A 25,636-nucleotide genomic window follows, 5' to 3' on the forward strand; every position below is an offset into this window, starting at 1 on the left:
ATCTGTTATAATATAAAAGCAAATCAGGATTGTTTGATAACCTGAAATGTAATGATAAGCCGTACACGAAAGGGAGGGTTACCTATGAAAACAGCGATTGTAACCGACAGCGGAAGCGGATTAAATAAACAACAGGCAGATGCTTTGGGTATCTATTATCTGCCATTGCAAATTATTGTAAACGACAACATGTATCTGGACGGGGTGGATATCCAGGTAGAACAAATATATGAGATGTTGAAACAAGGTGAAATGCCGACAACATCAATGCCGCCAATGGGAATCATTGAAGAATTATTCCATAAATTAAAAAAAGATGGATATGAAGATGTAATCGCGATACCTTTAACAAGTGGCTTATCTTCAACATCCAGCGTGATGCACGCAGTTGCGAAAGAATGTGAACTGAAGCTGCATATTATTGAAACGTATTCTACTTGTAATATACAGTGCTACTTAGCAAAATGCGCGCAGCAGTTAGTAAAACAGGAGGTTGCGGCAGAAGAAATAGTGAAACGCTTGCAGGATAGTGTGGCACATAGTGGCACATTAATCATTCCTAACGACTTACAGCATTTAAAACGTGGCGGAAGATTAACACCGTTAGCTGCTGCTTTAGGTGGTTTATTAAAAATTAAGCCTATTTTAAAACTGGATGAAGGTTCACAAGGTAAAATCGATGTATTTGACAAGGTGCGTACGATGTCAAAGGCGATGAGCAAAGCCGTTACTACATTCCAAGAAGCAAAACTTGATGACACATATACCTTAACCGTTTTACATAGTGGTTCAGAAGAGGAAGGGTTAAAGCTGAAAACTTTGATGGAAGAGGCTTTTCCTGGAATGGATCTCTATTTTGGGCTCATTGGTGCTGTGATTTCTTGTCACACCGGGTTAGGATGCTTGGGTATACAATACATCCGCAAAGTTAAAATGTAAACATTTGAGGAGGAATGAGGAAGCCTCCTCTTTTTACGTACCATCCCAAGAAGAATGACAACTTCTGGCGAATGGCTTTTCATCTTCTATGAAATAAAGTATAATATGTGTTAGATATTGGAGGGGTTTACCATGAAAACAGCGTTTGTGACAGACAGTGGAACAGGTAAAACAGTTGAAGAATTAGCAAAGGAAGGTATTTTCAGCGTACCTTTACAGGTGAGCTATGACAATACAAACTATCAAGATCTAGAAGAATTAAGTATTGACCGCATTTATGAACTTATGCGTGATGGGGTGATGCTATCTACTTCATTGCCTTCACTTGGGAAAATTGAGGCTTTATTTGAACATTTAAAAAATGATGGATATGAGCAAATTTTCGCCGTACCGATTTGCAGTGGACTAAGCGGTACGATTAATGCTATGGAAATGTGTGCCAGAACAGTAGGTTTAGCATTTGCTTATGTTGATTGTCATGTTACGGCGGTGGTACAGGAATATATGATAAAGACAGCCAAAAGGCTGCATGAAGAAGGCAAGACAATTCAAGAAATCAAAGATGTGTTATCTCGTATCGTGGATACGACAGATACTTTGTTGTTGCCTAATGATCTACAGCATTTAAAGCGTGGCGGAAGATTAACACCGTTGGCCGCAACCTTAGGGGGATTATTGAAAATCAAACCAATTCTAAAAATAAATAAAGAAACCAATGGAAAAATTGATGTTGTGGATAAGGTCAGAACCATGCATAAAGCAATGGATATGGCGATTGAAATCATGCGTAAAGAGCATGTGGATGATAGTTATATGATAACAGTCGCACATGCGGATGATGCAGTAGAAGCAGAATATTATATGAATAAGATCAAAGCAGCCTTTCCTAATGCAAAGCATCAAATCATTAAGCTGGTAAGTGTCGTGGGAGTACATACCGGCAGAGGCTGTCAGGCTGTACAATATTTTAAAATGATACAGGAGTAAGGAAAAAGATCAATAACTTACGTGATAAAGATTAGAATAAACAGGAGAAGATGAAATCAATCAAATCCTGTTTTTTCATGTGTTTTATATGAAAGCCATGTGCCCAAAAGAACTTTTTCAAGCCTTTTTTAAAAGTTAGTATTCCAATGATACCGTGTCAAGCGTTGAAATAAGGTTTGGGTTTCTCATTTCATCAAAACCTACATGCATGTTAAATTATTGATCTTATGTTAAATAGTCTGTCTTATAATTTTCATTTTTTGATGTAAATAAAAAGCTAGGAATTAAATCGATTTAACTCCTAACTTTATAATACAAAAGTCCCTTTTATAGGGACTAATCATGATTGCCATGACGACGGTTTTGATGATGTGTTTTCTGATTGCTCTCATGTGCAGTATCACTATGACAGCCTTCAGGTACAGCGGTATCATCGTATTGTTCTAATAGCGCATATAATTTTTTCATACTATAGTTTGACAATTCTTCAATTGTATAAGCTGCATCATAAGAACGTATTTGTTCAATCACACGATATTTGCCCTGACTTGTATGATGCGTCTTGGCCGCTTCATGTGTCTTGGAATCAATAGATGCACAGTGATATCGTTTTGCCGTAGCATTGTTTTTCAGATAAGCGTCAATTTCTTCCTCTAGACTTTTTTGCAGAGCTGCATCATCGGCATAGATACCGACTTCCAAGATACCATTTGCTAAATATTTCTGATAGGTAGCATTCGCAAATAATAAAGTTAATGCCTCATCAAGCTCTTTATTTTTAAGATCAATGCTCGCTAAAATCTGTTTCGCATCTTTATTGTAAGCTTTTGTTTGTAAAATGCGATGTTGCGCATCCACAGATAATTCCATACTTGGATTCACATCTAAGGTGATGGTTGAGGCAATGGCTGCCGGTGAAGTTGGTTTTGTTGGAAGATCATCAACTTTCCAAGGCTGCCAAAGCATAACCAACAAAACGCTGATCGCACATACGAGTGCTCCTTGCCATATTGGCAATGTTTTCTTATGACGTTGTTTTGATAAAACATACAGTAATGTTTTTTCTTTCGTTTCTTCACTGGCATGCAGCTGATCTAAGTCTTTTAATGGATTAGTCAAGATCATCACCTCCCAGCATGATTTTCAAATCATCTTTTGCTCGTTTCAGCCAGGTATGAATCGTATTTTCTTTCTTTTGCAGAATATCTGCAATTTCACGAATCTTATAACCTTCATAATAATATAAATAAATAACATTGCGATAATTTGGTTTCAAATGAAGAACAGCATCCAGCATCGTGGAATGCATGGAAATAACACTGGGTGCATAACTTTCCAATTCATCACTCAAAATGACCTTACGGCGAAACCATGTAGTTAAAGTATCATGACATTCATTAATGGTCACCCTAATCAGCCATGCCTTTTCATGTTCATCATCATGAAAGCTTGATTGTTTCGCATATTTCAAAAAGACAGATTGAAAAACATCATCCACATCACTCTCCTGTTTCATATGGATAAAACAGATTTTGCGAATCATGTCCGCATAACGATGAATCGCTGTCCTCAATTCCTCTTCACTTCGCATGGTTTCCTCATCCCTTATTCTTAGTATACTGAATTCTAATTGTTTTGCCTAGTGGTGATTTCCGTGATATCCTCTATTACAAGCAGTGTGATTACTTCTTCCGCTACGTGTTTGTTTCATTTGGTAGTTTCCTTTGTTTGGACATGGTGTCTGTGTACGATGTTGCTTTTGACAATTTGGGCATAAGGTTTGGTTGTTGTTTTGACACTGTCCATTCTCGTTAGCGCAAGGCTGCTGATTTCTACTTTGCGAAGAATCATTATTGCTTACTGAACGCGTATTTGTAGTATTTGTAGACACCGTTGTTGGCGTAAGAGGGCTTTTTTGTTTTGGGGTGGCTATTTTCACAGATGCCTTGTTTTGAGATATCGCATGGTGTGTTTCTTTATGCTTTTGTGTATTGTCACAATGTTCATGTGTTTCATAACCATGATGAACACCAAAATGTGGAAAGGTGTCAGCTTTTGCCTTCAATAAAGTTATTGAAAGCATAAGGGTGGCAGCGACTGCAATCACGACGACTGTTTTTTTCTTCTTCATAATAAATTCCTCCTTGTGTACCTTGTACACCTATAACACGATGCTATTTTATAAAACCTTTCAAATTTATTATTTTTTTTAAAATAATGCGATTCAGAATGCGAAAAGTTAGGCGAAAAGGTCATACTAATGTATAATAGTAGTTGTTTGGAGGTAGAAATATGAGCCATGATTATATAGATATAAAAGGTGCCCGTGAGAATAATTTAAAAAATATCGATATTAAGGTACCACGCGATAAATTTGTCATTATGACCGGAGTATCCGGTTCAGGAAAAACATCTTTGGCATTTGATACGATTTATGCCGAAGGAAGACGACGTTATGTGGAGTCTTTAAGTGCTTATGCCCGTCAATTTTTAGGCAATAGTGAAAAACCGGATGTAGACTCTATTGAAGGATTATCCCCATCCATTTCCATCGATCAGAAAACGACGAGTAATAATCCGCGATCAACGGTTGGAACCGTAACGGAGATTTATGATTATTTGCGTTTGATGTATGCCCGAATCGGTGTACCGTATTGTCCTACGCATAATGAACCTATTACATCTCAGACAATTAAACAGATGGTAGATAAAATCATGGAGCTGGAAGATAAGACACGTTTAACGATTTTATCACCGGCCGTCCATGGTCAAAAAGGGACGCATAAGGATTTATTTGACCATTTACGTAAAGAAGGGTATCTTCGCGTGCGAGTTGATGGTGAAATGAAGCTATTGGAAGATGTCGAGGCATTAGAGAAAAATAAGAAACATAATATTGATGTTGTGATTGATCGTATCGTAAAAGGAAGCGATCGTTCACGGTTGCATGATTCATTAGAAACGGCATTAAAGATGAGTGATGGCTTGGCAGTAGTTACGTATAACCATGAAGAAGTCTTGTTTTCCAGTAATTATTCTTGTAAATATTGTGGGTTTAACATTCCTAAACTAGAACCTCGATTGTTTTCTTTCAATGCACCTTTTGGAGCATGTGATACATGTAAAGGGTTAGGTATTACCCAAAAGGTTGATGTTGAATATCTGATACCGGATCGTACAAAATCCATACGTCAGGGTGGTATCGTTTATTATAAGAATATTGTTAATACGGAAAATCTGGAATGGCAAAAATTTGCGGCTTTATTAAACTATTATGATATCAGTATTGATAAACCAATCAAAGATTTTACCAAAAAAGAATTGGATATTGTCTTGTATGGTTCTAAAGATCTGATCTCTTATAAACTTGAATCACGCAGTGGGAATGTGATGAAAAAAACGGAGTTTATCGAAGGTGTATGTACCTTGATCGAACGACGTTATATGGAAACCAGTTCACAGATGTCACGGGAATGGTATGCGACCTTCTTAGCAGAAGCACCATGTCCGACCTGTGGCGGGCGACGTTTAAATGAACAGGCTTTAAGCGTGCGTGTCGGTGGCATTAATATTTATGAATGGACGACGATGTCAGTGCGTCAGGCAGCTATCTTTATGGAAGAATTAACACTGACAAAACAGGAAGAAGAAATTGCCAAATTAATCGTAAAAGAAATACGTGAACGTTTGAGTTTCCTGAATAATGTCGGCTTGGGGTATCTGACCTTAGATCGTTTAGCAGGTACTTTATCCGGTGGAGAAGCACAGCGCATCCGGTTAGCAACGCAGATTGGTTCTCACTTAAGTGGGGTATTATATGTGCTGGATGAGCCTAGTATCGGATTGCATCAGCGTGATAATGATCGTTTGATCAATACGTTAAAGGATATGCGAGATCTTGGAAACTCCTTGATTGTTGTTGAACATGATGAAGATACTATGCGGGCAAGTGATTATATCATCGATATCGGTCCGGGTGCCGGAATTCATGGCGGACAAGTTGTTTCTGCCGGAACACCGGAAGAAGTAATGGCGGATCCTAATTCCATTACCGGTCAGTATTTAAGTGGTAAGATGAAAATTGAAGTACCAAGTGAGCGACGCAAAGGTAATAAGAAAAAGTTAGAGGTCATCGGTGCTTGTGAAAATAACTTGAAAAATATCGATGTGCAATTTCCTTTAGGAACCTTTATTGTTGTTACCGGAGTCAGTGGCAGTGGGAAATCATCACTAGTGAATGAAGTCTTAAGCAAGGGCATCATGCATGAATTAGGAAGAACGCGTATCAAAGCAGGAAAGCATAAGAAAATCAAAGGTATTAAGAACATTGATAAAATTATTGATATCTCACAGGACCCAATCGGTCGTACACCACGAAGTAATCCAGCGACTTATACCGGAGTCTTTGATGATATTCGTGCCCTGTTTGCACAGACACCGGAAGCAAAGATGCGTGGTTATGATAAGGGACGTTTCTCGTTTAATGTAAAAGGAGGACGTTGTGAGGCATGTCAGGGAGATGGTATCCTACGTATCTCCATGCATTTCTTGCCAGATGTTTATGTACCTTGTGAAGAATGTGGCGGTAAGCGTTATAATGATGAAACTTTACAGGTTACTTATAAGGGAAAAAACATCTATGATGTTTTGGAAATGAGCGTGGAAGAGGCAATTGACTTTTTCGCAAATATGCATAAAATTAAACATAAGCTGCAAACCTTAAAAGATGTCGGTCTTGGCTATATTAAGCTGGGGCAAAGTGCAACTACATTATCCGGCGGAGAGGCACAGCGTGTGAAATTAGCAAGTGAACTACAGCGTAAGGCTACTGGTAAGACATTGTTTGTGTTGGATGAACCAACGACTGGTTTACATAGTCATGATGTCAAACGTTTATTAGAAGTATTACAGCGCATTGTATCCAATGGAGATACTGTTTTGGTTATTGAACATAATCTCGATGTTATCAAATCAGCTGACTATGTGATCGATATTGGTCCGGAAGGCGGAGATGAAGGTGGAACGATCATCGCATGTGGTACGCCGGAAGAAGTTGCACAGGTGGAAAACAGCTATACAGGACAATATCTGAAAAAAGTTCTGTAGGAAAGGATGTCATCATGGAAGAAAAAATCAGCTGCCCGGTACGTCGTTTAGTGGAAGCATTTAACTTTGAACAGATTACCGGAAATGATAAATCATTGGATCGCCCGATTTCCATCGCGGATACAAATCGTCCCGGTCTTGAATTGGCAGGATTTTTTGAAAACAGTCAAGTAAAGCGACTGGTGGTATTAGGCGATAAGGAAATCGCTTATATTCAGACGATGAGTGTCGCAAAACAGCGAAAATCCTTTGACTTTATTACCAATGAAGCAACTCCGGCATTGATTATCACAAAAAATCATGAATGCCCGGAATTATTACGAAAATGTGCAAAGCGAAAGAATTTTCCGATCTTTCGCTCTGCTTCACCGACTTGGCGCTTAATCGTCGATATGGTAGCTTTTCTGGATGAACAACTGGCAACCAGTGAATGTCTGCATGGCGGTTTGTTATCCATTTATGGAAAAGGTGTGCTCATTCGCGGTGAAAGCGGCATGGGAAAAAGTGAGATTGCTTTGGAATTGATCAAACGCGGACATTTATTAGTTGCGGATGATCGTGTGGATTGTTATCGTATTCATAATAAGATTATTGGTAAATCACCGGAATTATTAAGAGACATGCTGGAAATCCGTGGTATTGGTGTAATTAATGTGGCACGCATGTTTGGCGTAAGTTCGGTATTGCCAAAAACAGAAATCAACTTTCAGGTTACTTTAGAACCATGGGATCCTGATCAGGATTATGATCGTGTTGGCATAGAAGATAAAAAACACGAAAACATCCTCGGCGTAGAAATACCGAAAATCGTTGTTCCTGTGCGTGAAGGACGTTCTATGGCAGTGATTATTGAATCTGCCGTGACCAACTTCATGTTGAGTGAAATGGGTATGGACAGCGCAAAAGAATTTGAACAACGCGTTTTAGATTATATTGAACGCAATAAGCAAGAGAACTAGGAGGGGTGTTATGACGTTTTTTCCTGATATGAAAACTTTTATTGCCATTGGTGGGTTTCAGATAACTTGGTATGCCATCATCATTTTGACAGGTGCCTTTGTAGCTTATTATCTGACCTTACGCCAAGTTCGCAAATGGGGCTATAAAGAAGAAATATTTGAAAATTTTTTCCTGCTAATGCTGCCGATTGCCATCGTTGGGGCAAGATTGTATTATGTAATTTTTGAATGGAATAATCTATATGCTGCAGATCCTATTTCCGCTTTTTATATATGGGAAGGTGGATTGGCGATTCATGGTGGAGTAATCGCCGGAACTTTATTTGGTGTCTGGTATTTCCATCGTCATCAGATAGATGGTTTGCGCATTGCAGATGCTATATTTCCTAATTTAATGCTAGCTCAGGCGATTGGTCGTTGGGGTAATTTTATGAATCAAGAAGCCTATGGACAAATTGTCAGTGGTGACTTTTATGCCCATTGGCCTTCCTTTATAAAAGATCAGATGTATATTGACGGATATTATCGTCAGCCAACTTTTTTGTTTGAAAGTGTCGGTAATATCGTCGGCTTCCTTTTGATTACCTTTGTCTATAAAAAATATGGCAGAAGAAAACGTGGTGATCTGGCCTTTGCCTATTTGGCATGGTATGGTATGGTACGCTTCTTTGTGGAAGGAATGAGAACCGACTCTTTAATGCTTGGACCTTTACGTATCGCACAAGTCGTGTCTTTGCTTGGGGTCGTATTAGGTGTCTTAGGTATACTTGGTGTCTTTGACCGCCTGTTTAAAAACATTTGGCCATTTAAGCGCCGTAAGCCTGCTATTATCTTTGATTTAGATGGTACGCTTGTTGATACAAAAGCACTTATTTTTGCTTCTTTTCGCCATACATTTAAAAAGTATCTGCCAGAGCATACCTTAACGGATGAGGAATTGCACTCCTTCTTAGGGCCGACATTAAAAGAATCGTTTTTACGTTATTTTGATGCCGAAAAAGTTGATGAAATCATTGCCTATTATCGTGCGTTTAATCATGCACATCATGATGAATATGTAACGGAAATACCGCATGTGAAAGAAACACTTGCCTATCTGAAGGAACATGATTATCCTTTAGCAGTCATGTCGAATAAGCTGTCGGATATCGTGAAGATGGGGTTAGCGCAATTTGATTTAGAAGCATATTTTGAGGTCATCTTAGGTGGTGAAGAAATCAGCGAGCCCAAACCAAGCCCAGTTGGTATTTTGGAAGCATGTGAAAAACTCCATGTGCCGCACGATGATGTTATTTACATAGGAGATTCTCCGACCGATATACAGGCTTGTAAGAAGATGGCTGCTTATTCCGTCGCATTTGTATATGAAGAGGTAAGAGCAGAAGAGATGAAAGCAGAAAAACCTTGTGCTATAATACATGACATGACAGAGATCATCAATTTGGTAAAGGAGGATCACGAATGGAGCGACGTTACGATTTAGTTATCATCGGGGCTGGCCCTGCGGGAATGAGTGCTGCTATTTATGGAAGCCGTGCCGGCTTACAAGTGGCTATGCTGGAGATGGGAGCACCCGGAGGTAAGTTAGTAAAGACAAATGAAATCAGTAACTGGCCGGGAACCATAGAAACAAACGGTGCTAAACTGGCTAGTGATATGTTTGAACATTCTACGGCATTCGGTGCAGAATATCTGTATGGGAATGTTATCAAGGTAGAAGATGCAGGAGATTATAAGAAAGTTATCTGTGATGATGGTGAGGTATATGAAGCAAAGGCTGTTATTGTCGCAACCGGAACACAGGAGCGTATGATGAAGATTCCAGGCGAAGCAGAAAATATCGGACGTGGCGTATCTTATTGTGCAGTGTGTGATGGGGCATTTTTCCGCAATCAGGAAGTTTGTGTCATCGGTGGCGGTAATTCGGCTTTAGAGGAGGCAAATTACTTAACGCAATTCGCAAGCCGCGTGAATATCATAATTCGTCGAGATGTATTTCGGGCAGACAGTATCGTACAAAAAGCAATTAGAGAGAATCCTAAAATTCATGTCATTCCAAAACACATTCCAATTGCTGTTATAGATGATGGAAATCGAGTGGTTGGATTAAAAGTAAGAAATGTTGATACAGGTATTGAAACAACAATCGAGACACATGGCATTTTCCCATATATTGGTTTAGATCCGGCAACTTCTTTCTTAGCAGATTTGCCTGTTCTAAATGAACGTGGTTATATGGTTGTGGATGAGAACTGTGAAACAAAGGTAAAAGGTATTTACGGTGCAGGTGATGTGATTGAAAAACAATTACGTCAGGTTGTAACGGCAACCAATGATGGTGCAATTGCGGCACAGCATGCCTTTCATGTTATAAAAGGTTTATAATGGTAAAGAAGTCATATCCGTAAAAAAGATATGACTTTTCTTATTTAAGACAAGAATATCCTTATTTCAGACATCACCATAAGAATCGCTTTTTTTTGTGCTATAGTTTTCTTACAGGAAGAAAGGTGAAACCAAATGTGGAAAAGACAAATAAGTACTTTTACAGTTACCTATATTTTTTATATTCTGTTTTTAATTACAAGATGGCATCTTGTGTTTTATAGAATTTATGGAGAAGTATTAAGTGAACACGAAATTAATATATTTACAGGATTAGATCCAAGTCTTTTCACAAGAGATATTTTGATGTTTCTTTTATTTATATTAATTTTTATCCCACCAATAAAATCATTTGAAATAACGCGTATGACAAGAACACAATATTTCAAAAAATGCCTCCCGGCGCTTGTAGGGTGTTCATTCATTATGGCCTTAACTGCGAATGTGATTAAAACGGTTTTCATGATTGTAAAATTCTATCGTGTAGAAACATTGTTGCATAATTATTACTTCCATGGCGTTATCTTAAATGTGTTATTATTTTGGCTTTGTTTTATAGTCGTAGGTATGTTATATCTTTTCTTTATGTTTCTTTGCATGCGAAAATGGCGTGCGGCAGTTCTAACAATAGCGGTAATGACCGTTGTGTATATATTAAACAGAACATGCAAAATCCCATTATTATTTGCGGATACTTATGTATTCGATTTGATTTTTGCAGATCATGGCAAATTTGTAGGAATACCTTATATGGAGTGGGGAACTGCCATGATGAAGTATTCGCTCATCGTGATATTTATGGGGATCGTCACATGTAATATATTTCGAAAACGAGATGTTTTAAGAGATGTATTATGATAAGAATCATAAGATAAGGAAAGGAGCATAGACGATGTGTACAGTAGAAGTTGTGAATTATACGAAGATTTTAAAAAATAAAGAAGTATTAAAGAATATCAATTATACTTTTCATGGCGGAACTATTTATGGATTATATGGGAGAAATGGTTCGGGTAAGACAATGTTATTAAGAGCAATTTCTGGACTGATTTATGCAAATAAAGGGGAATTGAAAGTTGATGGAAGTATTTTACATGATGAAATAGATTTTCCTTCTGATTTGGGGCTTATGATTGAGAATATGAGCCTATTGCCACAGTACGACGCTTTTACCAATTTAAAACTTTTAGCAAAGATACGTAAGGTTGCAACAGATGAAGATATTCGACAAGCATTAGAAAAAGTTGGATTAGATGCAAATGATAAGAAGAAAGTAAAAGCGTATTCTTTAGGCATGAAACAAAAGTTGGCTATTGCCCAGGCTATTTTTGAGAAGCCAAAAATTTTATTATTGGATGAGCCTACAAATGCATTAGATGAGGAAAGTATGAGAGAAGTCAGATCGTTATTTCTCGCGTTTAAGCGTCAGGGGTGTTTAATTATCATTGCCAGTCATAATAAGGAGGATATAGCTTATTTATGTGATAAAGTATTATATATGCAAAATGGTGAATTAAGTGAATAATATTATCGTGTTTTATGTTCATCAAACACGTAAAAACGACTCAATTGGCATTAGGCTGATTGAGTTTTTTTTATTTCATAATTTAGAATTTTGATGAAAACGAAAGACGATGTACTTGCAAAGGTTCTTTTATAAATGCGATATAAATTACGCAATACGTGTACGCAATAACGAAAATATGATAAAATGAGAAAAAGGAGAAAACATTTTTGGGAGAAGAAGTATGAGAATAGCGGTATGTGATAATGACGAAAAAATCCAGGATTGGATGAAACAAACAATTAAAAGATATTTTCAAAATAAAAACCGACAAAGTGAAGTGTTTTGCTTTGGTAGCGGTGAAGCCCTGTTAAAGGCAGAAAACCATTTTGATGTAATATTTTTAGATATTGAAATGGAAAATTTAAACGGTATGGAAACAGCAGCAGAAATACGTAAAACAGATACTGACGTTGAGATTATCATTTTATCCGGATATGCTAAATATAAAAGTATCGCATATGATTTTCATGTTTTCCATTATTTAGATAAACCTGTGCATGAAGAGAAAATCTTTCATGTTTTGAATGAGTTAGAACGTTATCATGAAAATAAGCAAGAAACGGATTATTTAACGTTTCGTAGTGGACAAAATATCTTAAAACTTAAGAAAAATGATATCTTGTATATTGAACATATTCAAAGAGTGACATGGCTTTTTACAAGGGATGAAGCTTATGCTATTAACAGTACAATCATAGAATTAAATGAAAGATTGGAAAGTAGCGATTTTTATCAGCCTCATCGTTCTTATTTGGTAAATCTCAATCATGTATCTAAGTATACGGCTCTAAGTATAACGTTAGATGATAAAAATGAAACGCTAATTCCTGTTTCGCAATTAAAATCAAAGGAATTTAAAAAGATAATGCTTGATTTTCTGGATAGGGTGGCTGATTAAACATGGGACATTTAAATTCTTTTTTAACATTGGCATACTATATCAGCACTTTTATTTTTCTTGTAAGCTATTTGGGCTTTTTTGAAAAAAGGTATAAAACAAAAGTATCAGAAGCAATGAATGTTGCATCACTATTATCATTGATTGTCATAAGTTCTTTTTTTAGAGATATGACGGTATATCATTTTATTATGTTGAGTTTTATAATGTATGTGTATTTACATAGCGTGTTTCGATTTGAATCACAGAAAGATATGATTACAAATTGTGTATATTACATTGCAAGTTTACTTGTATTATTAACAGTATACTCCTTTTTACAATGCTTTTTTTCAGTACAACAGGAACAAACATTGATTTTTACAACGATCAGCATTTTTATATCAGCTGTTTTATTTTTTATCAGTGATCGGAAATTGAATAAATCTAGTGTCATCGATGCGTTCGATCAGTTAAAGAATCGTGATCTTATACTTTTAATTATCATGCTTATATTCTTTTTACTTATCTCTATAGTATTACAATATTTTTCTGTTATTTATGAAGACCTACTGTTTGAGATTTTATCTTTTATCATTATTCTGTTTTTTCTTTTTATATTGCTTGGATTTCTGTATCTGGCACAACAGCTTTGTAAAGGATATGAAGCAGAGATAGACCTTGAGCAGATAAAGCAAAAAGAAAATTTGAATTATGCTTATTATAAGCGAAGAGAAGAAGCTGAAAAAGAAATATCCTATTTGTTGCATGATATGAAAAATCATTTGCAAATGATTATGAGTATGAATGAACAAGATAAGACATCAACTTATTTAGAAAGTTTAGCCGAGCAGATTAAAAATAAAGAACTACAAAGGTATTCATCACGTCATGTATTGCAAGTATTGTTTGATGATAAAGTAAAAGAAGCAGCAAAGCAAAATATATTTGTGGATATTCATAATCGTGATGTTAAATTTGAAAACATCGAAGATTTTGACTTAGTAACAATCTTTTCAAATTTATTAGATAATGCTGTTGAAGCAGTAGCAACACTAAGTGAAGATAAAAAAACCGTTACTTTAAGCATTCGACAGATACAGCAAATGATGGTAATTAAAATTAAGAATCCAGCACCACAAAAATTCAACAAGAAAGAAGACGGAACACTTTTATCAACAAAAGAAAACCATAAGGGTTTAGGTTTAAGCAGCGTGCGAAATACAGTAGAAAAATATCATGGGGACATGCAGATAAAATATACAGATCAAATGTTTTCTGTGATTATAAGTATCATGAATGAAAAAATCATACCTTAAACACGTTTTTCCTTATTTCAGACATAGTAAAAACCATGCCTTCTTTTTCGTGCTATAGTGTCAATGTAAGTGAGGTTATTGAAAACCTCAAAGTTTACAGAAAGGAGACCATGGGTATGAAAACAAGGATGAAAGTCGTTTTAGCATCCGCTGTATTTGTTACCTGTTCATCTTTAACACCAATTATGGCAGGGGCAGTCGATGATAATATTCCTTTTACTTTGCATATTAAACAATATATGCAAAATTCAAGAGTTTCTGAAGGAAGATATCGAGGAGCAACGAATGTCAATAACAAGTGGAAAGTTAAGATGACTTATACCAATGAAGGTGGACCTGGGGACTATACAAGTTTTTGGTTAGAAAACTACAATGGTAATAATGTTTCAGATGTAGTAACCATAAATGTTCAAGATGGAACTGTATATAGCCCGGCAAAAGGAGAAGCTAGTCAGTGTACCGTTTATCTAACCGCGGAAAATAATAGGTCTAATGATGTGACTTATACAGTTCGTGGTTTTTGGGATGAAGAAACAGGGAAGTAATATGAGTGTGGGCTAAAGTCCACACTCATATCTTAAAAAAGGGAGGAAAGTAGTGTGCTGAAAAAAGAGCTATATGGTATTTTACTGAATAAAAAAACATATGTGGTGTTTTTTATATTATTGGGGATTACCTTTTTTGATTTGTATATCAATTATCATAATAATATAACACCACATATTAAATATGGAGAACCTGTTGCTTGGTCACAAGTAGATATAGCACCGCATCTAACATTTGTCGCTAATTCATCAGAAGGACATATTACAGCAATGCTGTATCAGTGGATTTTTCCTTTATATATTCTTGTGGTATCTGCAGATTCCTATGTGAGCGAATATAAATGTGGTGCATATAAAGCATTGTCTACAAGAAGCAGTAAGAAGAAAGTGTTTTTCACAAAACTGTTGGCAACGTTTATGATTAGTTTTGCAATGGTGTTTATAACATGTAGCATTAACTATATATGTTGTTTAATTGTATTCGGACAAGGGACAGATATAGACTTATTTGAACGATTACAAAGGGATGGAGCTTTCCAAGCATTTATAGCTTCCTATCCATATAGTATGCTGTTTGTATATATTATCATAAATTCCATCGTATTATCGTTAAGCGGTGTGATGTGTGCAGCATTAAGCTTTTGTATATTAGATTTGAAATATTTATATGGTGTTTCTTTAATGTTTTGGTTGATTATGGTTATGTCACCGTGGGATATAATGTCAGTATTACAGCCTTTTACAGAATGTGGATTAGATATGATCATTCCGGCTTTTTGTACACTGCTTTTATTTGTCGCAGGAAGTATTGCAGTGGGGTATAAGAAGAAAGTATTAAGTGATGAATTATAAACAATTCACAAGAGGGGATGTGGTATAAGATGTCATCCAAGAAAAATAATGTGATAATTCTAATTTTCTCGGTATTAGTATGTATGTTTATGTTTGCACGGAATAGTTGGGGTCTTTTTTCAGCACTTTACGGAGAACCTGGTTTTAGGGTATCCATAAGTTATTACGGATATCAATTTTGGAGTTTTGCAATGATTAGTTCTTTATTGAACTTGCGCTTTACTTCTTACTTAGAACAGTATGCTGCTTGTTTAGTTGTCAGGAATAACAATAGGAAAGCGATATACTCACATTTCCAAAAGCTAATAATAAAGAAAACAGTTCTATTTGAAGTATGGAAATGCGCTATTTTTAGTTTGGGTGTGTTATTGTTTTTTGGGAAGATTCGTTTTGAGGATGTTTTAGGTGGAATGATGAGCTTCACAGACATTTTATTTATGATTATAATTTTTGTTCTGATGGAAATTATGTTATTGAGTATCATGATGTTTCTAGAGGTGTTTGTACATCAAAAGTTTGCGTGGATTTTCATCTTAAGCTATTTTCTTATTTCATTCTGGATAGGGGATATTTTGATTGGAACAAAGGTTCCGGATGCATACCATCTGTTTTTTCTTCCTAGTTTAGCGATGAATTATCGTTTAATAGATTTAGATATTGCTCCTAGTATGATAATTGCTGTTGAATTAATCGTGATTATTTTTACTTACTTTGGAGGGAGCATCATGATCACCAAAAAAGACATTTTGTAAGGAGGGGATTGGATGTCAAATAAAAAGAAGACATTGCTCGCTATCATTGCTATAGTTTTTGTGCTAAGCCTTCGGTGGTATGTGGCATATCGGTATATGCCTTCTGATTCTACAATTGAAGAATTGCTTAATGTAATTTCGATGTCATCAGGATTCACGAATATTATATATATGTTAAGTGTTTATAATTTGTTTTATTTGTTTATTGCGACAATCGATTACCACTACATAATGAACTTTATGTAATTAGGTATTCACGCAAAGCGTATTTGAAAAAGGGAATGAAAAGTATCGTAAGCAGTGCTTTACTTTTTAGTGCTTTACTGGCGGTAATGCAATTATTGTTTATAACTGTACAATTACAAGAGGTATTTTCGTTGTTTGACAACGGATATTTGTTAGGGATGATCTTAAATATAATTATATGGACGTTAACTTATGCAATATTTGGCGCAATCTTTTATTTTAGTTATTTGTGTAATGGCTCTAAACTAGTAGGAATAGGCATTGCTTTTGGGCTTTCTATGCTGTTGTTGGCAGAGTTTCGTTATCACCGAAGCAGTGTGCTTTTTTCAGAACTTGATATATTTCAGCTAATTTGGTCAAATCGTTTGAATTTAATAATGTATTTTATGGTTTGTGCCAAGTATGTTGCGCTAATCTGGTTAATTTATGTGGCAGGGGAAACAGTTGTTCGAAGAAAGGACTATGGGCTGACAAGAGAAAGGAGAATGCAAAATGAGTAAAATTATCGTAGAAAATTATACAAAAATTTTAAGTGATAAAGAAGTTTTGAAAAATATTAACTATATATTTGAGAGTGGGATGATTTATGGCTTGTATGGTCGAAATGGATCAGGAAAAACAATGCTGTTAAGAGCATTAGCGGGAATGATTTATGCGACATCCGGACAAATTAGATATGATGATAAGGTGCTGCACAAGGATATTGATTTTCCGGAAGATACAGGAATTATCATAGAAACGATGAGCTTGTTGCCGCAGTATGACGCTTTTACGAATTTGAAAATGTTATCAATGATTCGTCATATCGCCAGCGAAGAAGATATAAAGCAAACACTGGAAGATGTAGGGTTAAATCCTTCTGATAAGAAGAAAGTAAAGACTTATTCGTTGGGGATGAAACAGAAACTGGTAATCGCGCAAGCTCTTTTTGAGAAGCCAAAGGTTTTATTATTGGATGAGCCTACAAATGCATTGGATGAGATTAGTATTTATCGAATTAGAGATTTATTCAAAAAACTAAGAGATACGGGATGCATAATTATTATTGCAAGTCACAATAAAGAAGATATTGATTGCCTTTGCGACAAAGTTTTAATTATGAAAAGCGGAGAGTTGAGTGAAAAGCAAGAATAAATATCATTTTCGATAAAGAGCATATCAGTAAAAGCAGCTGTTACGTGTAATTGATTTTATCCGATTACTAAGAAGGAAACAGCTTCTTTTTTTATGATTAGGGAAAGAGGATTCTTTTGTGAGAAAAAGTAGCGAATGTGTGCTCGCTGTGGTAAACTTATAGCGAGGTGATACAGATGAATGAACAGAATGTTGTGTTAATAACCGGGATGTCTGGTGCAGGTAAAACAACTGCCATGGGTATTCTGGAAGATATGGGGTATCACTGTATTGATAATTTCCCTGTACAGTTAATTGCATCACTGGGAAAAATTATCAACACCGAACCGGATCCACGCTATAAAAACATTGCCTTGGCAACAACAGCAATGGATTATCCTAAATTTTTACAGTATTTTGAGAATATCGATGTGAATATTCATATTGTTTTTTTAGATGCCAGCAATGAGAAGTTACTATTGCGCTACAAATTTACAAGACGTCATCATCCCATGATCATCTTTCATAAGGCCAAAACCTTAGAAGAGGCAATTGAATTGGAACGCGATATGTTTGATGCCTTAAGCGAACATGCCATCATGCATATTGATACCACGAAATTGGATCAACATGAATTAAAGAGCATGTTGATGGAAAAGCTGGCGTTAGACAGTCGCCGTGTCTTTTCGATTTCGTTTGTATCCTTTGGCTATAAACACGGAGTTCCTATGGATGCAGATTTAGTTTTTGATGTCAGATTCCTACCAAATCCATATTATATAGAGGAACTGAAGAAACAAACGGGTGATGATGCACCGGTTTATGATTATGTGATGAGTTTTGATCAGACAAAAGAATATGTCCGACATTTAAAAAACTTTTTAGATTTTGTTTTCACACAATATAAAAACCAAAATAAGAGTCACATTATGGTAGCGATCGGTTGTACCGGTGGGCATCATCGCAGTGTGACAATTACCAATTGGCTGTATTCTCATTATCGTGATCAGTATACCTGTTATAAATCACACCGTGATAAGAAAGTGGGTTAAACTATGAAAAATGTAGCAGTCATTGGCGGGGGCACTGGGTTATCGGTTATGCTGAGAGGGTTAAAACAGATTCCTGACATTAACCTGAGCGCTATTGTGACCGTCGCAGATGATGGTGGCAGTACAGGTCGTATTCGCAGACAATTTCATATCCCCGCTATGGGGGATATCCGCAGTGTGATGTGTGCTATGGCAGAGGAAGAAACGATGTTTACCTCGCTGATGAATTTTCGCTTTGACGGGGATGACAGTGATGTCGGCGGTCATAATTTAGGCAATCTGATTTTGACTGCTTTAACACAGACAAGCGGTAGTTTTATGGAGGCCATCCGTGCCTTTTCAAAATTCTTAAAAGTGCGTGGAAATATTATACCAAGTTCTTTACAGGTCATTACGCTTTACGCTATTATGGAAGATGGAACGATTGTTCGCGGGGAAAGCAATATCCCTAAGTTTTCCAATCGTATTGAAAAGGTTTTTTATCAAGATGATGTTGAAGCTACTAGAGAAGCTCTACAAGCCATTCATGAAGCGGATATCATTTTCTACGGTATTGGCAGCTTGTATACAAGCATTATGCCTAATTTGATTGTCAATGGTGTGGTGGATGAATTAAAAAGAAATAAAGCAAAAAAGATATATTTCTGTAATGCGATGACACAACCGGGAGAAACAGATCATTTCTCAGTTGAAGATCATATTCGGGCTTTACAGCGTCATTCCTTTGCGGATGCCGTAGATATTGTCATTACGCATAATAATGTTGTCAGCAAAGAATTACTTGATAAATATTTAGCTATGGGAAGTGAACCGGTCAAGGTAAAGGAAGAGCAGCATGATTATGAAATATTATATCGTGATGTCTTAAGTTTTGAAGATCAGCTGATTCGTCATGATTCAGATAAGATTAGAGATGTAATTCAGGAAGTTATAGAAAAAGAGTTAGGATGATGTAGATGTCTTTTACGACGGAAGTTAAATCGGAAATAGCGGCGAATGAGTTGCATCCTTGCTGTATGAAAGCAGAATTGAGCGCTGTTTTACAAATGTGTTCAACGATGAATTTCACTAGTGATGGGGTGCATCTGACAATTAAAACAGAAAATCCCACAACGGCGAAACGTATCTATAAATTGGTGAAAGAACGTTATGATGTAACGACACGACTTTCTGTTATCAAAAAGATGAAACTGAAAAAAAATAATATCTATGTGATACGTGTGGAAAATAAAGCAATGGAAATCTTAAAGGATTTGGAAATATTCACCGAAAAAGGTTTGCAGGCTCATCCATCTAGCCGTATGTTGCGCAAAGAATGCTGTGCCAGAGCATATCTAGCAGGAGCTTTCTTGGCTGGAGGTAGCGTTAATTCACCGAATAAAGCAAATTATCATTTAGAAATCAGTACCAACAATGAAGCGTTGGCAAAGTTTATTCAAAAGCTAATGAACCGCTTTGATTTGCCGGCAAAATATATCAAACGCCGCAATCAAGATGTGATTTATTTAAAAGCCAGTGATAAGATTGGTGATTTTCTTCGTTATATTGGCGCAAGCGATGCAGTCTTTACGTTTGAAGATAGTCGTATTCAACGAGATTTCATGAACTCATTGACACGTTTGGATAATTGTGAGCTGGCAAATGAGATGAAAAGTATGGCAGCGGGGAAAAAACAATTGGAAGATATTCAATGGATTGAAAATTATCGTGGTTTAGAGGCATTGCCTGAAAAGCTTCAGCATGCTGCTTATGCGCGAAAGGAATTACCGGAAGCCAGCCTTTTAGAGCTATGTGATTATTGCGCAGATGTATATGATGAAACTATATCGAAATCGGGCATGAAACATCGCTTGGCAAAATTAAAGGAAATGGCTGATCAGTACCGCAAGGTATAAATTAAATAGAAAAGTGCAGACTAAAAAGGGTGATGATATGAAAATCTTCATGATACTAATAGCTGCACTTTTTCCTTTTCTACATAATACGCCTTATGAAGTACAAATTAGTGACTGCCAAAAAAATCAGATTATCGCAGAGAGTCAAGGAAGCAAATTAAATCTTTCTTTATTTAATATCCATTTAAAAAATGAAAATGCTTGGAAGAAAACCTGTTCTATCTTAATGGAGGCAGATCATGTAACAATGGAAATAGATCCTACGACACAAATTAATGAAAAGCTAAGTGTATATCTGTTTGCGGATGGAACGCTTATACAAGAAGAATTGCTTTCACAGGGTCTTGCTTATATATTAATACGCAATCCTGAATATGTATATGAGGAACAAATGGAGAAAGCAGAAACAAAAACAACACAGACGATGGCAAAACCAACGATAGAAAAAAAACATAAGCGTTATCCTTTTCAGGGGCCTATATATCTTGGAATATGTACTCTTTTATGGTTAGGTATGCTGCTCTATTATGGCTTTCATAAAAAAGCGAAAAAGTCGTCTTTACGTCATAAAAATATGATACAATAGAACCTAGAAAGGTGGGAAGCGTGTATGCAGGCATACATTGCACGTACCCCCAATGTTTCGAAAAAGGAGCTGGAAAGACGGCAAAAAGAATGTAGAGGAGATCAACGACTGCGTATTGAAGCCCGCTTTGGACGCAATGTGCGTTCATTGAGAAAACAGCGACATTTGACGCAGGAAGAACTGGCAGCCCTTTGCCATGTTCATCAACATTATATTTCCGACATCGAACGTGGTGTTCGGAATGTGTCGCTGCGGGTAGTGGAAGCAATTGCGAGAGCATTGGGTGTACACGAAAAAGACTTATTATAGAAGAAGAGGGCGAAATCCCTCTTTTCATATACAGAACAAAGATTTTATATTATAATGAATCTGTAATATTTTGATGAAAGTGAGGAATATCATGGACATTCTTATCTATATTATTGTAGCTATTTTATTGCTTTATGTATTCTTTATGATTTTACCAATTGTTTTACCGATTATTCTATTCATCGTCTTGGCATTATTTTTCTATATTTTATATATGAAACATAAAATTCAAAAAAACATGGAAAAGTTTGAAGATGATATGGATTCTTATGATCAAGAGGATTTTCAAGACTATCGTAGGTATGACAATCAGCGTAGAACAAGTGATACAGATGATATCATTGATGTTGAATATACAGAAACGGAAGAAAAAGATGATAATGGAGCGTGGTAAGCATGGTAAAGGAAGCTGGAAGAGACGACAAATCTGAGGTTTATGAATTATGGAAACATGCCTATCCAAGTCAAAATCGTAATTATTTAAGCTTCTATTTCCGTCATTTATTTGATGAAGGTGTTTGTTTGGTACAGGAACAGGATCATCGTATTATCTCCAGTCTGCAAATGAATACACACGTCATGCGGTTTCAAGGTAAATTGTTGAATATCTCTTATATATTGGGAGTTAGCACATTACCCGATTATCGCCGCCGCGGACATATGCGTGAATTGATGAACAGTGCATTGGATGAGGCGAGTCATAACCATTTAATTACATTGGTGAAAGCATTCAATCCGCGACTATATGAACAATTTGGCTTTCAGGTACTATATGAACGCAAACAATATCTCATTCAAAGGGAATACCTTAATAAGATCATACCACTGCGAGTGGCACATGAGGCTGAAGCAAAAGAGTTGTTAAAGGCGTATCGGCAATTTATCCGTCATTTTGATGGATATTATGAACGAGATGTGGCCTATTATGAAACATTGTTAAAAGAGTTGACTCTGGGAATTAAGCAGTTGGTAACATATCGTGATGCGCATGGGACGCTTTGCGGGTATTTGATTTATCAAATGCAGAAAAATGATCTCGTTGTGAAAGAGGCTGTTTATATGGAGTCGATTGCTTTACAGCGGATGATGAAAGAGATACTTGGTGATCATGAGGCTATTATCGTGGAAGTCAGTCAAAGTGAAAAACTTGAAAAAATCTTTACCTTGGCGATACCTAAACGTTCAGCCTTTATGATGGCCCGCATTAACAGTTATCCATTGTTTAATAAGCTGTTTAATGCCAAAGCAAAAACGCCCAAAGAAGCGTATGCCATTTTAAAAAAGCCATTATGGCTGCATGAGTATTATTAGGGGCAGTCAAGTGTAAAACTGGCAGATGCCTAAGCAAAAGATATTTAGAAAGTTAAGGATGAAAATATCATCTTTAGCTTTTTTTGTAATATACCGTATGCTTTAAAAAGATTGTTTTGTGAAATCAAGAAATAAAAAGAGAATTCTTATACATGGCTGAATAGCCGTTTAGAATTCTCTTCTTTCTCAATGAATTTATGCTGTAATCTTTTGATTACAGTTTTTTTCTTAACCAACGTTGTTTTTCTTGAATAGAAATGCTCTGATTTCAATTATACACATGATAGCAGCGGCAACGGCAATTGCCCAATTCAGATACAGGATGACACCTTCATACCCTTGCTGATATGCATTGATGATCAGCAATACAGATAAAGCGATAAATAAAAAGATCTTGATGATAATTTTTTTCGCATCTAAATTTGCTTCTGATTGTATCGTTCCCATGTGATTAACCGGTTTGAAATTTGGTATCTGTGGCAAAGTCTGCAGGAATTTACGGAATTTGAATTCCATGAGCGCATATGCTGCAATACCTAGGAAAATACACATAATCAAAGGAAGCTCAAACATATATGCAAAGATTGCGGCAATGCCACCGATAAAGAAACGCGAACTATAGGTACGGAATGGTTTGGTTTTATCTGTTAACACATAACCTACATGATTCATACGGTTAAGATATACGGGACGTCCTTTTTCATCATGATATACATTAAGACCGCCTATTTTATTGTCTTCTGCTGACATCGCGGTTTTTCTGCCTTTTATAGCCATTAAAAATCACCTCTAACGCTTATTATATATGGAAACAAGAAGTTCGTCTACCTTAAAAGAAAGAAATACAAAGAAAATAATGCTTTTTAAAGCATCGCATACCTATTTTCTTATCCTATATCAGAATCCACTTCTTTCACATTTATTAAGGCTGTCAGCGGATAATTAACGCTATAAAAAAGGCAATATCGAAAATTAGTGAGGTTTTTGCACATTTTAACAACTTTATGCACAGTGCGTTGTTTTTTTTACTATCGTGAGATATAATGAAGTCGTAATGAAAAGGATTTCAAAATTCAGAAAAGGAGCGATGAAACATGATTTTTGGAAAAGACTCAGCACAGTGGGAAAGTTTGAAGGGAACCTTCACTGCAACGGAAATTAACCAGCAGCCGGCAACGTGGAGAAAAACCATCAAACAGATCGAAGACAGCAAAGATGAATTAAAGGCATTTATTGAAAATGTCACAAAGAATGAAGATTATGACATCATTCTGACAGGTGCCGGAACAAGTGAATTTGTTGGTAACTCTATTTATACGTATGTTGCAAGACGTACAAATTACAAAACAAAATCTTATGGAACAACCGATATCGTTGCAACTCCAGAAGCTTATTTATCTCAGGACAAACCAACCCTGTTAGTATCTTATGGAAGAAGTGGTAACTCACCAGAATCTGTAGGTGCTGTTGATGTTGCGGATGAAGTATGCGGTAAGAATGTATATCACTTATTCATCACTTGTAATGCAGAAGGTGCTTTGAGTAAAGCAGCTGCAAAACGTGATAATGCATATGCTATCAATTTAACTCCAGAAACACACGATCAAAGCTTTGCTATGACCAGCAGTTTCTCTAACATGATGTTAGCAACGCTGTTATGCTTCAGCTTGGATAATCTGGATGAAGTAAAAGCAGAATTAGAAGATGTTATCACAGCTGCTGAAAATACTTGCGCAAATGATTGGAATACATTTAAAGAAATCGCTGATGGATTTGATTTCAACCGTATCGTTTACCTTGGAGCAAACTGCTTAAAAGGTATCGCTCAGGAAAGTCAGCTGAAAATGTTGGAACTTACTGCAGGTAAAGTTGCTACAATGTTTGATACGCCAATGGGATTCCGTCATGGACCTAAATCAATCATCAATGATGAAACATTAACAGTTGTTTATGTTAGTGACGATCCATATACTCGCCAGTATGAAGTGGATTTGATTAAAGAAATGAGTGCACAGCGTAAAGGCAATAAAATTGCTGCGATCATGAATAAAGAAGATAAAGAAATCGTTGAATTAGTTGATTATGCATATGCTTGTAACTTGAAAAATGAACATGACAATGCATTCTTAGGATTCAACTACATCGTAGCTGCACAGATTTTAGCATTATTCAAATCATTAGCATATGGTTCTACTCCAGACAATCCATGTCCTACAGGAGAAGTTAACCGTGTAGTAAAAGGTGTCATCTTGCACCCATATACAAAGAAATAATTGTTGGAGGTAAATAACATGATAGGATTAATCGTAACCGGACACGGAAATTTCGCAACAGGTCTTACTAGCTCTTTGAAATTAATTGCTGGTGATCCACAAAACTATGTAGCTGTTGACTTTCCACAGGAATATTCAGTAGAAGATTTAGAAAGAGAATTAACTAAAGCTTTAGATTCTTTAAAAGATTGTGATGGTATTTTGGTACTTTCTGATCTTGGTGGAGGTTCTCCTTTCAAAACAGCTGTAATGGTTGGATATCCAAGAGGTAATGTCGAAGTATTAGCCGGTACTAACCTGCCTATGCTGATCGAAGTGAATATGGGCCGTTCTTTCATCGAAGACTTAGGGGCTTTAACAGAAATGGCTATGAACACAGGAAAAGATCAGGTAGTTCGTTATGAATTTAAACCAGTTGTTCAGGAAGAATCTTCAGACGGCATCTAAAAAATCATAATATATAAGAAAACCGCATGCAATGCGGTTTCAGACTGTCGACAAACAGGGGTATTTCCAAATTTAACATCTTGGATTTACTTCTGTTTTTTTATACTTCCTTTGTT

29 protein-coding genes are annotated in these 25,636 nt (G+C 36.3%); 25 read left to right on the forward strand and 4 right to left on the reverse strand.

Going from position 1 to position 25,636, the window contains the following annotated elements; all coding sequences use genetic code 11:
* The first annotated feature begins 84 nt into the window (after window positions 1-84).
* Window positions 85-939, forward strand: a complete 855-nt coding sequence (locus tag ACESSZ_RS04805; protein WP_117547952.1) for a DegV family protein — start codon at window positions 85-87, stop codon at window positions 937-939.
* A 132-nt stretch (window positions 940-1,071) separates the two neighbouring features.
* Window positions 1,072-1,926, forward strand: coding sequence for a DegV family protein (locus ACESSZ_RS04810; RefSeq protein WP_117547953.1), 855 nt, complete (start codon window positions 1,072-1,074; stop codon window positions 1,924-1,926).
* A gap of 336 nt (window positions 1,927-2,262) precedes the next feature.
* Here the strand turns inward: ACESSZ_RS04810 and ACESSZ_RS04815 are convergent, their stop codons facing one another.
* Genes ACESSZ_RS04815 through ACESSZ_RS04825 form a run of 3 tightly spaced genes read right to left on the reverse strand, consistent with a single transcriptional unit; the run spans window position 2,263 to window position 4,057 of the window.
* Window positions 2,263-3,045 (reverse strand): anti-sigma-I factor RsgI family protein, encoded by a 783-nt coding sequence (locus ACESSZ_RS04815; RefSeq protein ID WP_321193070.1) that lies wholly within the window; start codon window positions 3,043-3,045, stop codon window positions 2,263-2,265.
* Window positions 3,038-3,517: a sigma-70 family RNA polymerase sigma factor gene (locus tag ACESSZ_RS04820; protein ID WP_117547955.1), complete on the reverse strand. Its 480-nt coding sequence runs from the start codon at window positions 3,515-3,517 to the stop codon at window positions 3,038-3,040. Before ACESSZ_RS04820 ends, ACESSZ_RS04815 begins: the two co-directional genes overlap by 8 nt.
* A 48-nt stretch (window positions 3,518-3,565) precedes the next feature.
* On the reverse strand, window positions 3,566-4,057 hold the full coding sequence (locus ACESSZ_RS04825) for a hypothetical protein (protein WP_117547956.1): 492 nt from the start codon (window positions 4,055-4,057) through the stop codon (window positions 3,566-3,568).
* 161 nt (window positions 4,058-4,218) lie between these two features.
* Here ACESSZ_RS04825 and uvrA point away from each other — a divergent pair, with 161 nt between their 5' ends.
* From uvrA to ACESSZ_RS04930, 21 genes are all read left to right on the forward strand, one after another.
* The gene (gene uvrA / locus ACESSZ_RS04830) at window positions 4,219-7,032 is read left to right on the forward strand and encodes an excinuclease ABC subunit UvrA (RefSeq protein ID WP_117547957.1); all 2,814 of its coding nucleotides are present in this window, start codon (window positions 4,219-4,221) and stop codon (window positions 7,030-7,032) included.
* A gap of 14 nt (window positions 7,033-7,046) precedes the next feature.
* Complete coding sequence (gene hprK, locus ACESSZ_RS04835) at window positions 7,047-7,991, forward strand: HPr(Ser) kinase/phosphatase (protein ID WP_008690570.1); 945 nt, start codon at window positions 7,047-7,049, stop codon at window positions 7,989-7,991.
* 10 nt (window positions 7,992-8,001) lie between these two features.
* The gene (gene lgt / locus ACESSZ_RS04840) at window positions 8,002-9,474 is read left to right on the forward strand and encodes a prolipoprotein diacylglyceryl transferase (protein WP_117547958.1); all 1,473 of its coding nucleotides are present in this window, start codon (window positions 8,002-8,004) and stop codon (window positions 9,472-9,474) included.
* Complete coding sequence (gene trxB, locus ACESSZ_RS04845) at window positions 9,453-10,376, forward strand: thioredoxin-disulfide reductase (RefSeq protein WP_008978218.1); 924 nt, start codon at window positions 9,453-9,455, stop codon at window positions 10,374-10,376. Before lgt ends, trxB begins: the two co-directional genes overlap by 22 nt.
* Before the next feature lie 426 nt (window positions 10,377-10,802).
* Entirely contained in the window at window positions 10,803-11,234 is a 432-nt protein-coding gene (locus ACESSZ_RS04850) for a hypothetical protein (protein ID WP_270355652.1), read from the forward strand.
* A 34-nt stretch (window positions 11,235-11,268) separates the two neighbouring features.
* Window positions 11,269-11,901: an ABC transporter ATP-binding protein gene (locus ACESSZ_RS04855; protein ID WP_117547959.1), complete on the forward strand. Its 633-nt coding sequence runs from the start codon at window positions 11,269-11,271 to the stop codon at window positions 11,899-11,901.
* Window positions 11,902-12,124: 223 nt separating this feature from the next.
* The gene (locus tag ACESSZ_RS04860; protein WP_117547960.1) at window positions 12,125-12,841 is read left to right on the forward strand and encodes a LytR/AlgR family response regulator transcription factor; all 717 of its coding nucleotides are present in this window, start codon (window positions 12,125-12,127) and stop codon (window positions 12,839-12,841) included.
* Window positions 12,842-12,843: 2 nt separating this feature from the next.
* Window positions 12,844-14,139: a sensor histidine kinase gene (locus ACESSZ_RS04865; protein ID WP_117547961.1), complete on the forward strand. Its 1,296-nt coding sequence runs from the start codon at window positions 12,844-12,846 to the stop codon at window positions 14,137-14,139.
* Window positions 14,140-14,255: 116 nt separating this feature from the next.
* Window positions 14,256-14,684: a DUF2712 domain-containing protein gene (locus ACESSZ_RS04870; protein ID WP_117547962.1), complete on the forward strand. Its 429-nt coding sequence runs from the start codon at window positions 14,256-14,258 to the stop codon at window positions 14,682-14,684.
* A 54-nt stretch (window positions 14,685-14,738) separates the two neighbouring features.
* Window positions 14,739-15,536, forward strand: a complete 798-nt coding sequence (locus tag ACESSZ_RS04875; RefSeq protein WP_117547963.1) for an ABC transporter permease — start codon at window positions 14,739-14,741, stop codon at window positions 15,534-15,536.
* A gap of 29 nt (window positions 15,537-15,565) precedes the next feature.
* Window positions 15,566-16,288 (forward strand): DUF2705 family protein, encoded by a 723-nt coding sequence (locus ACESSZ_RS04880; protein ID WP_117547964.1) that lies wholly within the window; start codon window positions 15,566-15,568, stop codon window positions 16,286-16,288.
* 12 nt (window positions 16,289-16,300) lie between these two features.
* Complete coding sequence (locus tag ACESSZ_RS04885; RefSeq protein ID WP_117547965.1) at window positions 16,301-16,534, forward strand: hypothetical protein; 234 nt, start codon at window positions 16,301-16,303, stop codon at window positions 16,532-16,534.
* A gap of 35 nt (window positions 16,535-16,569) precedes the next feature.
* Window positions 16,570-17,034 (forward strand): hypothetical protein, encoded by a 465-nt coding sequence (locus ACESSZ_RS04890; RefSeq protein ID WP_117547966.1) that lies wholly within the window; start codon window positions 16,570-16,572, stop codon window positions 17,032-17,034.
* Entirely contained in the window at window positions 17,027-17,668 is a 642-nt protein-coding gene (locus tag ACESSZ_RS04895; protein ID WP_117547967.1) for an ABC transporter ATP-binding protein, read from the forward strand. The genes ACESSZ_RS04890 and ACESSZ_RS04895 overlap by 8 nt, the downstream gene beginning before the upstream one ends.
* Before the next feature lie 176 nt (window positions 17,669-17,844).
* The gene (rapZ, locus tag ACESSZ_RS04900; protein WP_008690580.1) at window positions 17,845-18,699 is read left to right on the forward strand and encodes an RNase adapter RapZ; all 855 of its coding nucleotides are present in this window, start codon (window positions 17,845-17,847) and stop codon (window positions 18,697-18,699) included.
* 3 nt (window positions 18,700-18,702) lie between these two features.
* A complete protein-coding gene (locus ACESSZ_RS04905) occupies window positions 18,703-19,650 on the forward strand; it encodes a gluconeogenesis factor YvcK family protein (RefSeq protein WP_008690583.1) in 948 nt (315 codons plus the stop codon).
* A 5-nt stretch (window positions 19,651-19,655) separates the two neighbouring features.
* Window positions 19,656-20,594 carry a DNA-binding protein WhiA gene (whiA, locus tag ACESSZ_RS04910; protein WP_117547968.1) on the forward strand — a complete coding sequence of 313 codons (939 nt, stop codon included), beginning with the start codon at window positions 19,656-19,658 and terminating at the stop codon, window positions 20,592-20,594.
* A gap of 37 nt (window positions 20,595-20,631) precedes the next feature.
* Window positions 20,632-21,180 (forward strand): thermonuclease, encoded by a 549-nt coding sequence (locus ACESSZ_RS04915; RefSeq protein WP_117547969.1) that lies wholly within the window; start codon window positions 20,632-20,634, stop codon window positions 21,178-21,180.
* Window positions 21,181-21,204: 24 nt separating this feature from the next.
* Window positions 21,205-21,489, forward strand: a complete 285-nt coding sequence (locus tag ACESSZ_RS04920) for a helix-turn-helix domain-containing protein (RefSeq protein WP_117547970.1) — start codon at window positions 21,205-21,207, stop codon at window positions 21,487-21,489.
* A gap of 91 nt (window positions 21,490-21,580) precedes the next feature.
* Window positions 21,581-21,883, forward strand: a complete 303-nt coding sequence (locus tag ACESSZ_RS04925) for an AI-2E family transporter (protein WP_008690591.1) — start codon at window positions 21,581-21,583, stop codon at window positions 21,881-21,883.
* 2 nt (window positions 21,884-21,885) lie between these two features.
* A complete protein-coding gene (locus ACESSZ_RS04930; RefSeq protein WP_008690592.1) occupies window positions 21,886-22,800 on the forward strand; it encodes a GNAT family N-acetyltransferase in 915 nt (304 codons plus the stop codon).
* Window positions 22,801-23,028: 228 nt separating this feature from the next.
* On the opposite strand, the gene ACESSZ_RS04935 is transcribed toward ACESSZ_RS04930, so the two are convergent.
* Window positions 23,029-23,577 (reverse strand): hypothetical protein, encoded by a 549-nt coding sequence (locus ACESSZ_RS04935; RefSeq protein WP_117547971.1) that lies wholly within the window; start codon window positions 23,575-23,577, stop codon window positions 23,029-23,031.
* A gap of 317 nt (window positions 23,578-23,894) precedes the next feature.
* Between ACESSZ_RS04935 and ACESSZ_RS04940 the strand changes: the two genes are divergently transcribed.
* Both ACESSZ_RS04940 and agaF read left to right on the forward strand, forming a co-directional pair.
* Window positions 23,895-25,073, forward strand: coding sequence for an SIS domain-containing protein (locus ACESSZ_RS04940; RefSeq protein WP_008690594.1), 1,179 nt, complete (start codon window positions 23,895-23,897; stop codon window positions 25,071-25,073).
* 18 nt (window positions 25,074-25,091) lie between these two features.
* Complete coding sequence (agaF, locus tag ACESSZ_RS04945) at window positions 25,092-25,520, forward strand: PTS galactosamine/N-acetylgalactosamine transporter subunit IIA (RefSeq protein WP_008690595.1); 429 nt, start codon at window positions 25,092-25,094, stop codon at window positions 25,518-25,520.
* Window positions 25,521-25,636 lie beyond the last annotated feature (116 nt).

The organism is Eubacterium sp. 3_1_31 (assembly GCF_964249515.1).
Taxonomy (GTDB): Bacteria; Bacillota_I; Bacilli_A; order Erysipelotrichales; family Erysipelotrichaceae; genus Longicatena; species Longicatena caecimuris.

What these genes read in the sequence shown, in the direction of transcription:
- hprK (WP_008690570.1), top strand. Translation starts at nt 7,047, where the DNA reads ATGGAAGAAAAAATCAGCTGCCCGGTACGTCGTTTAGTGGAAGCATTT.
- ACESSZ_RS04920 (WP_117547970.1), top strand. Translation starts at nt 21,205, where the DNA reads ATGCAGGCATACATTGCACGTACCCCCAATGTTTCGAAAAAGGAGCTG.
- ACESSZ_RS04915 (WP_117547969.1), top strand. Translation starts at nt 20,632, where the DNA reads ATGAAAATCTTCATGATACTAATAGCTGCACTTTTTCCTTTTCTACAT.
- ACESSZ_RS04855 (WP_117547959.1), top strand. Translation starts at nt 11,269, where the DNA reads ATGTGTACAGTAGAAGTTGTGAATTATACGAAGATTTTAAAAAATAAA.
- ACESSZ_RS04865 (WP_117547961.1), top strand. Translation starts at nt 12,844, where the DNA reads ATGGGACATTTAAATTCTTTTTTAACATTGGCATACTATATCAGCACT.
- ACESSZ_RS04825 (WP_117547956.1), bottom strand. Translation starts at nt 4,057, where the DNA reads ATGAAGAAGAAAAAAACAGTCGTCGTGATTGCAGTCGCTGCCACCCTT.
- ACESSZ_RS04870 (WP_117547962.1), top strand. Translation starts at nt 14,256, where the DNA reads ATGAAAACAAGGATGAAAGTCGTTTTAGCATCCGCTGTATTTGTTACC.
- agaF (WP_008690595.1), top strand. Translation starts at nt 25,092, where the DNA reads ATGATAGGATTAATCGTAACCGGACACGGAAATTTCGCAACAGGTCTT.
- ACESSZ_RS04860 (WP_117547960.1), top strand. Translation starts at nt 12,125, where the DNA reads ATGAGAATAGCGGTATGTGATAATGACGAAAAAATCCAGGATTGGATG.
- whiA (WP_117547968.1), top strand. Translation starts at nt 19,656, where the DNA reads ATGTCTTTTACGACGGAAGTTAAATCGGAAATAGCGGCGAATGAGTTG.
- ACESSZ_RS04930 (WP_008690592.1), top strand. Translation starts at nt 21,886, where the DNA reads ATGGTAAAGGAAGCTGGAAGAGACGACAAATCTGAGGTTTATGAATTA.
- uvrA (WP_117547957.1), top strand. Translation starts at nt 4,219, where the DNA reads ATGAGCCATGATTATATAGATATAAAAGGTGCCCGTGAGAATAATTTA.
- ACESSZ_RS04925 (WP_008690591.1), top strand. Translation starts at nt 21,581, where the DNA reads ATGGACATTCTTATCTATATTATTGTAGCTATTTTATTGCTTTATGTA.
- trxB (WP_008978218.1), top strand. Translation starts at nt 9,453, where the DNA reads ATGGAGCGACGTTACGATTTAGTTATCATCGGGGCTGGCCCTGCGGGA.
- ACESSZ_RS04850 (WP_270355652.1), top strand. Translation starts at nt 10,803, where the DNA reads ATGGCCTTAACTGCGAATGTGATTAAAACGGTTTTCATGATTGTAAAA.
- ACESSZ_RS04885 (WP_117547965.1), top strand. Translation starts at nt 16,301, where the DNA reads ATGTCAAATAAAAAGAAGACATTGCTCGCTATCATTGCTATAGTTTTT.
- rapZ (WP_008690580.1), top strand. Translation starts at nt 17,845, where the DNA reads ATGAATGAACAGAATGTTGTGTTAATAACCGGGATGTCTGGTGCAGGT.
- ACESSZ_RS04905 (WP_008690583.1), top strand. Translation starts at nt 18,703, where the DNA reads ATGAAAAATGTAGCAGTCATTGGCGGGGGCACTGGGTTATCGGTTATG.
- ACESSZ_RS04895 (WP_117547967.1), top strand. Translation starts at nt 17,027, where the DNA reads ATGAGTAAAATTATCGTAGAAAATTATACAAAAATTTTAAGTGATAAA.
- ACESSZ_RS04805 (WP_117547952.1), top strand. Translation starts at nt 85, where the DNA reads ATGAAAACAGCGATTGTAACCGACAGCGGAAGCGGATTAAATAAACAA.
- lgt (WP_117547958.1), top strand. Translation starts at nt 8,002, where the DNA reads ATGACGTTTTTTCCTGATATGAAAACTTTTATTGCCATTGGTGGGTTT.
- ACESSZ_RS04810 (WP_117547953.1), top strand. Translation starts at nt 1,072, where the DNA reads ATGAAAACAGCGTTTGTGACAGACAGTGGAACAGGTAAAACAGTTGAA.
- ACESSZ_RS04880 (WP_117547964.1), top strand. Translation starts at nt 15,566, where the DNA reads ATGTCATCCAAGAAAAATAATGTGATAATTCTAATTTTCTCGGTATTA.
- ACESSZ_RS04890 (WP_117547966.1), top strand. Translation starts at nt 16,570, where the DNA reads ATGAAAAGTATCGTAAGCAGTGCTTTACTTTTTAGTGCTTTACTGGCG.
- ACESSZ_RS04935 (WP_117547971.1), bottom strand. Translation starts at nt 23,577, where the DNA reads ATGGCTATAAAAGGCAGAAAAACCGCGATGTCAGCAGAAGACAATAAA.
- ACESSZ_RS04820 (WP_117547955.1), bottom strand. Translation starts at nt 3,517, where the DNA reads ATGCGAAGTGAAGAGGAATTGAGGACAGCGATTCATCGTTATGCGGAC.
- ACESSZ_RS04940 (WP_008690594.1), top strand. Translation starts at nt 23,895, where the DNA reads ATGATTTTTGGAAAAGACTCAGCACAGTGGGAAAGTTTGAAGGGAACC.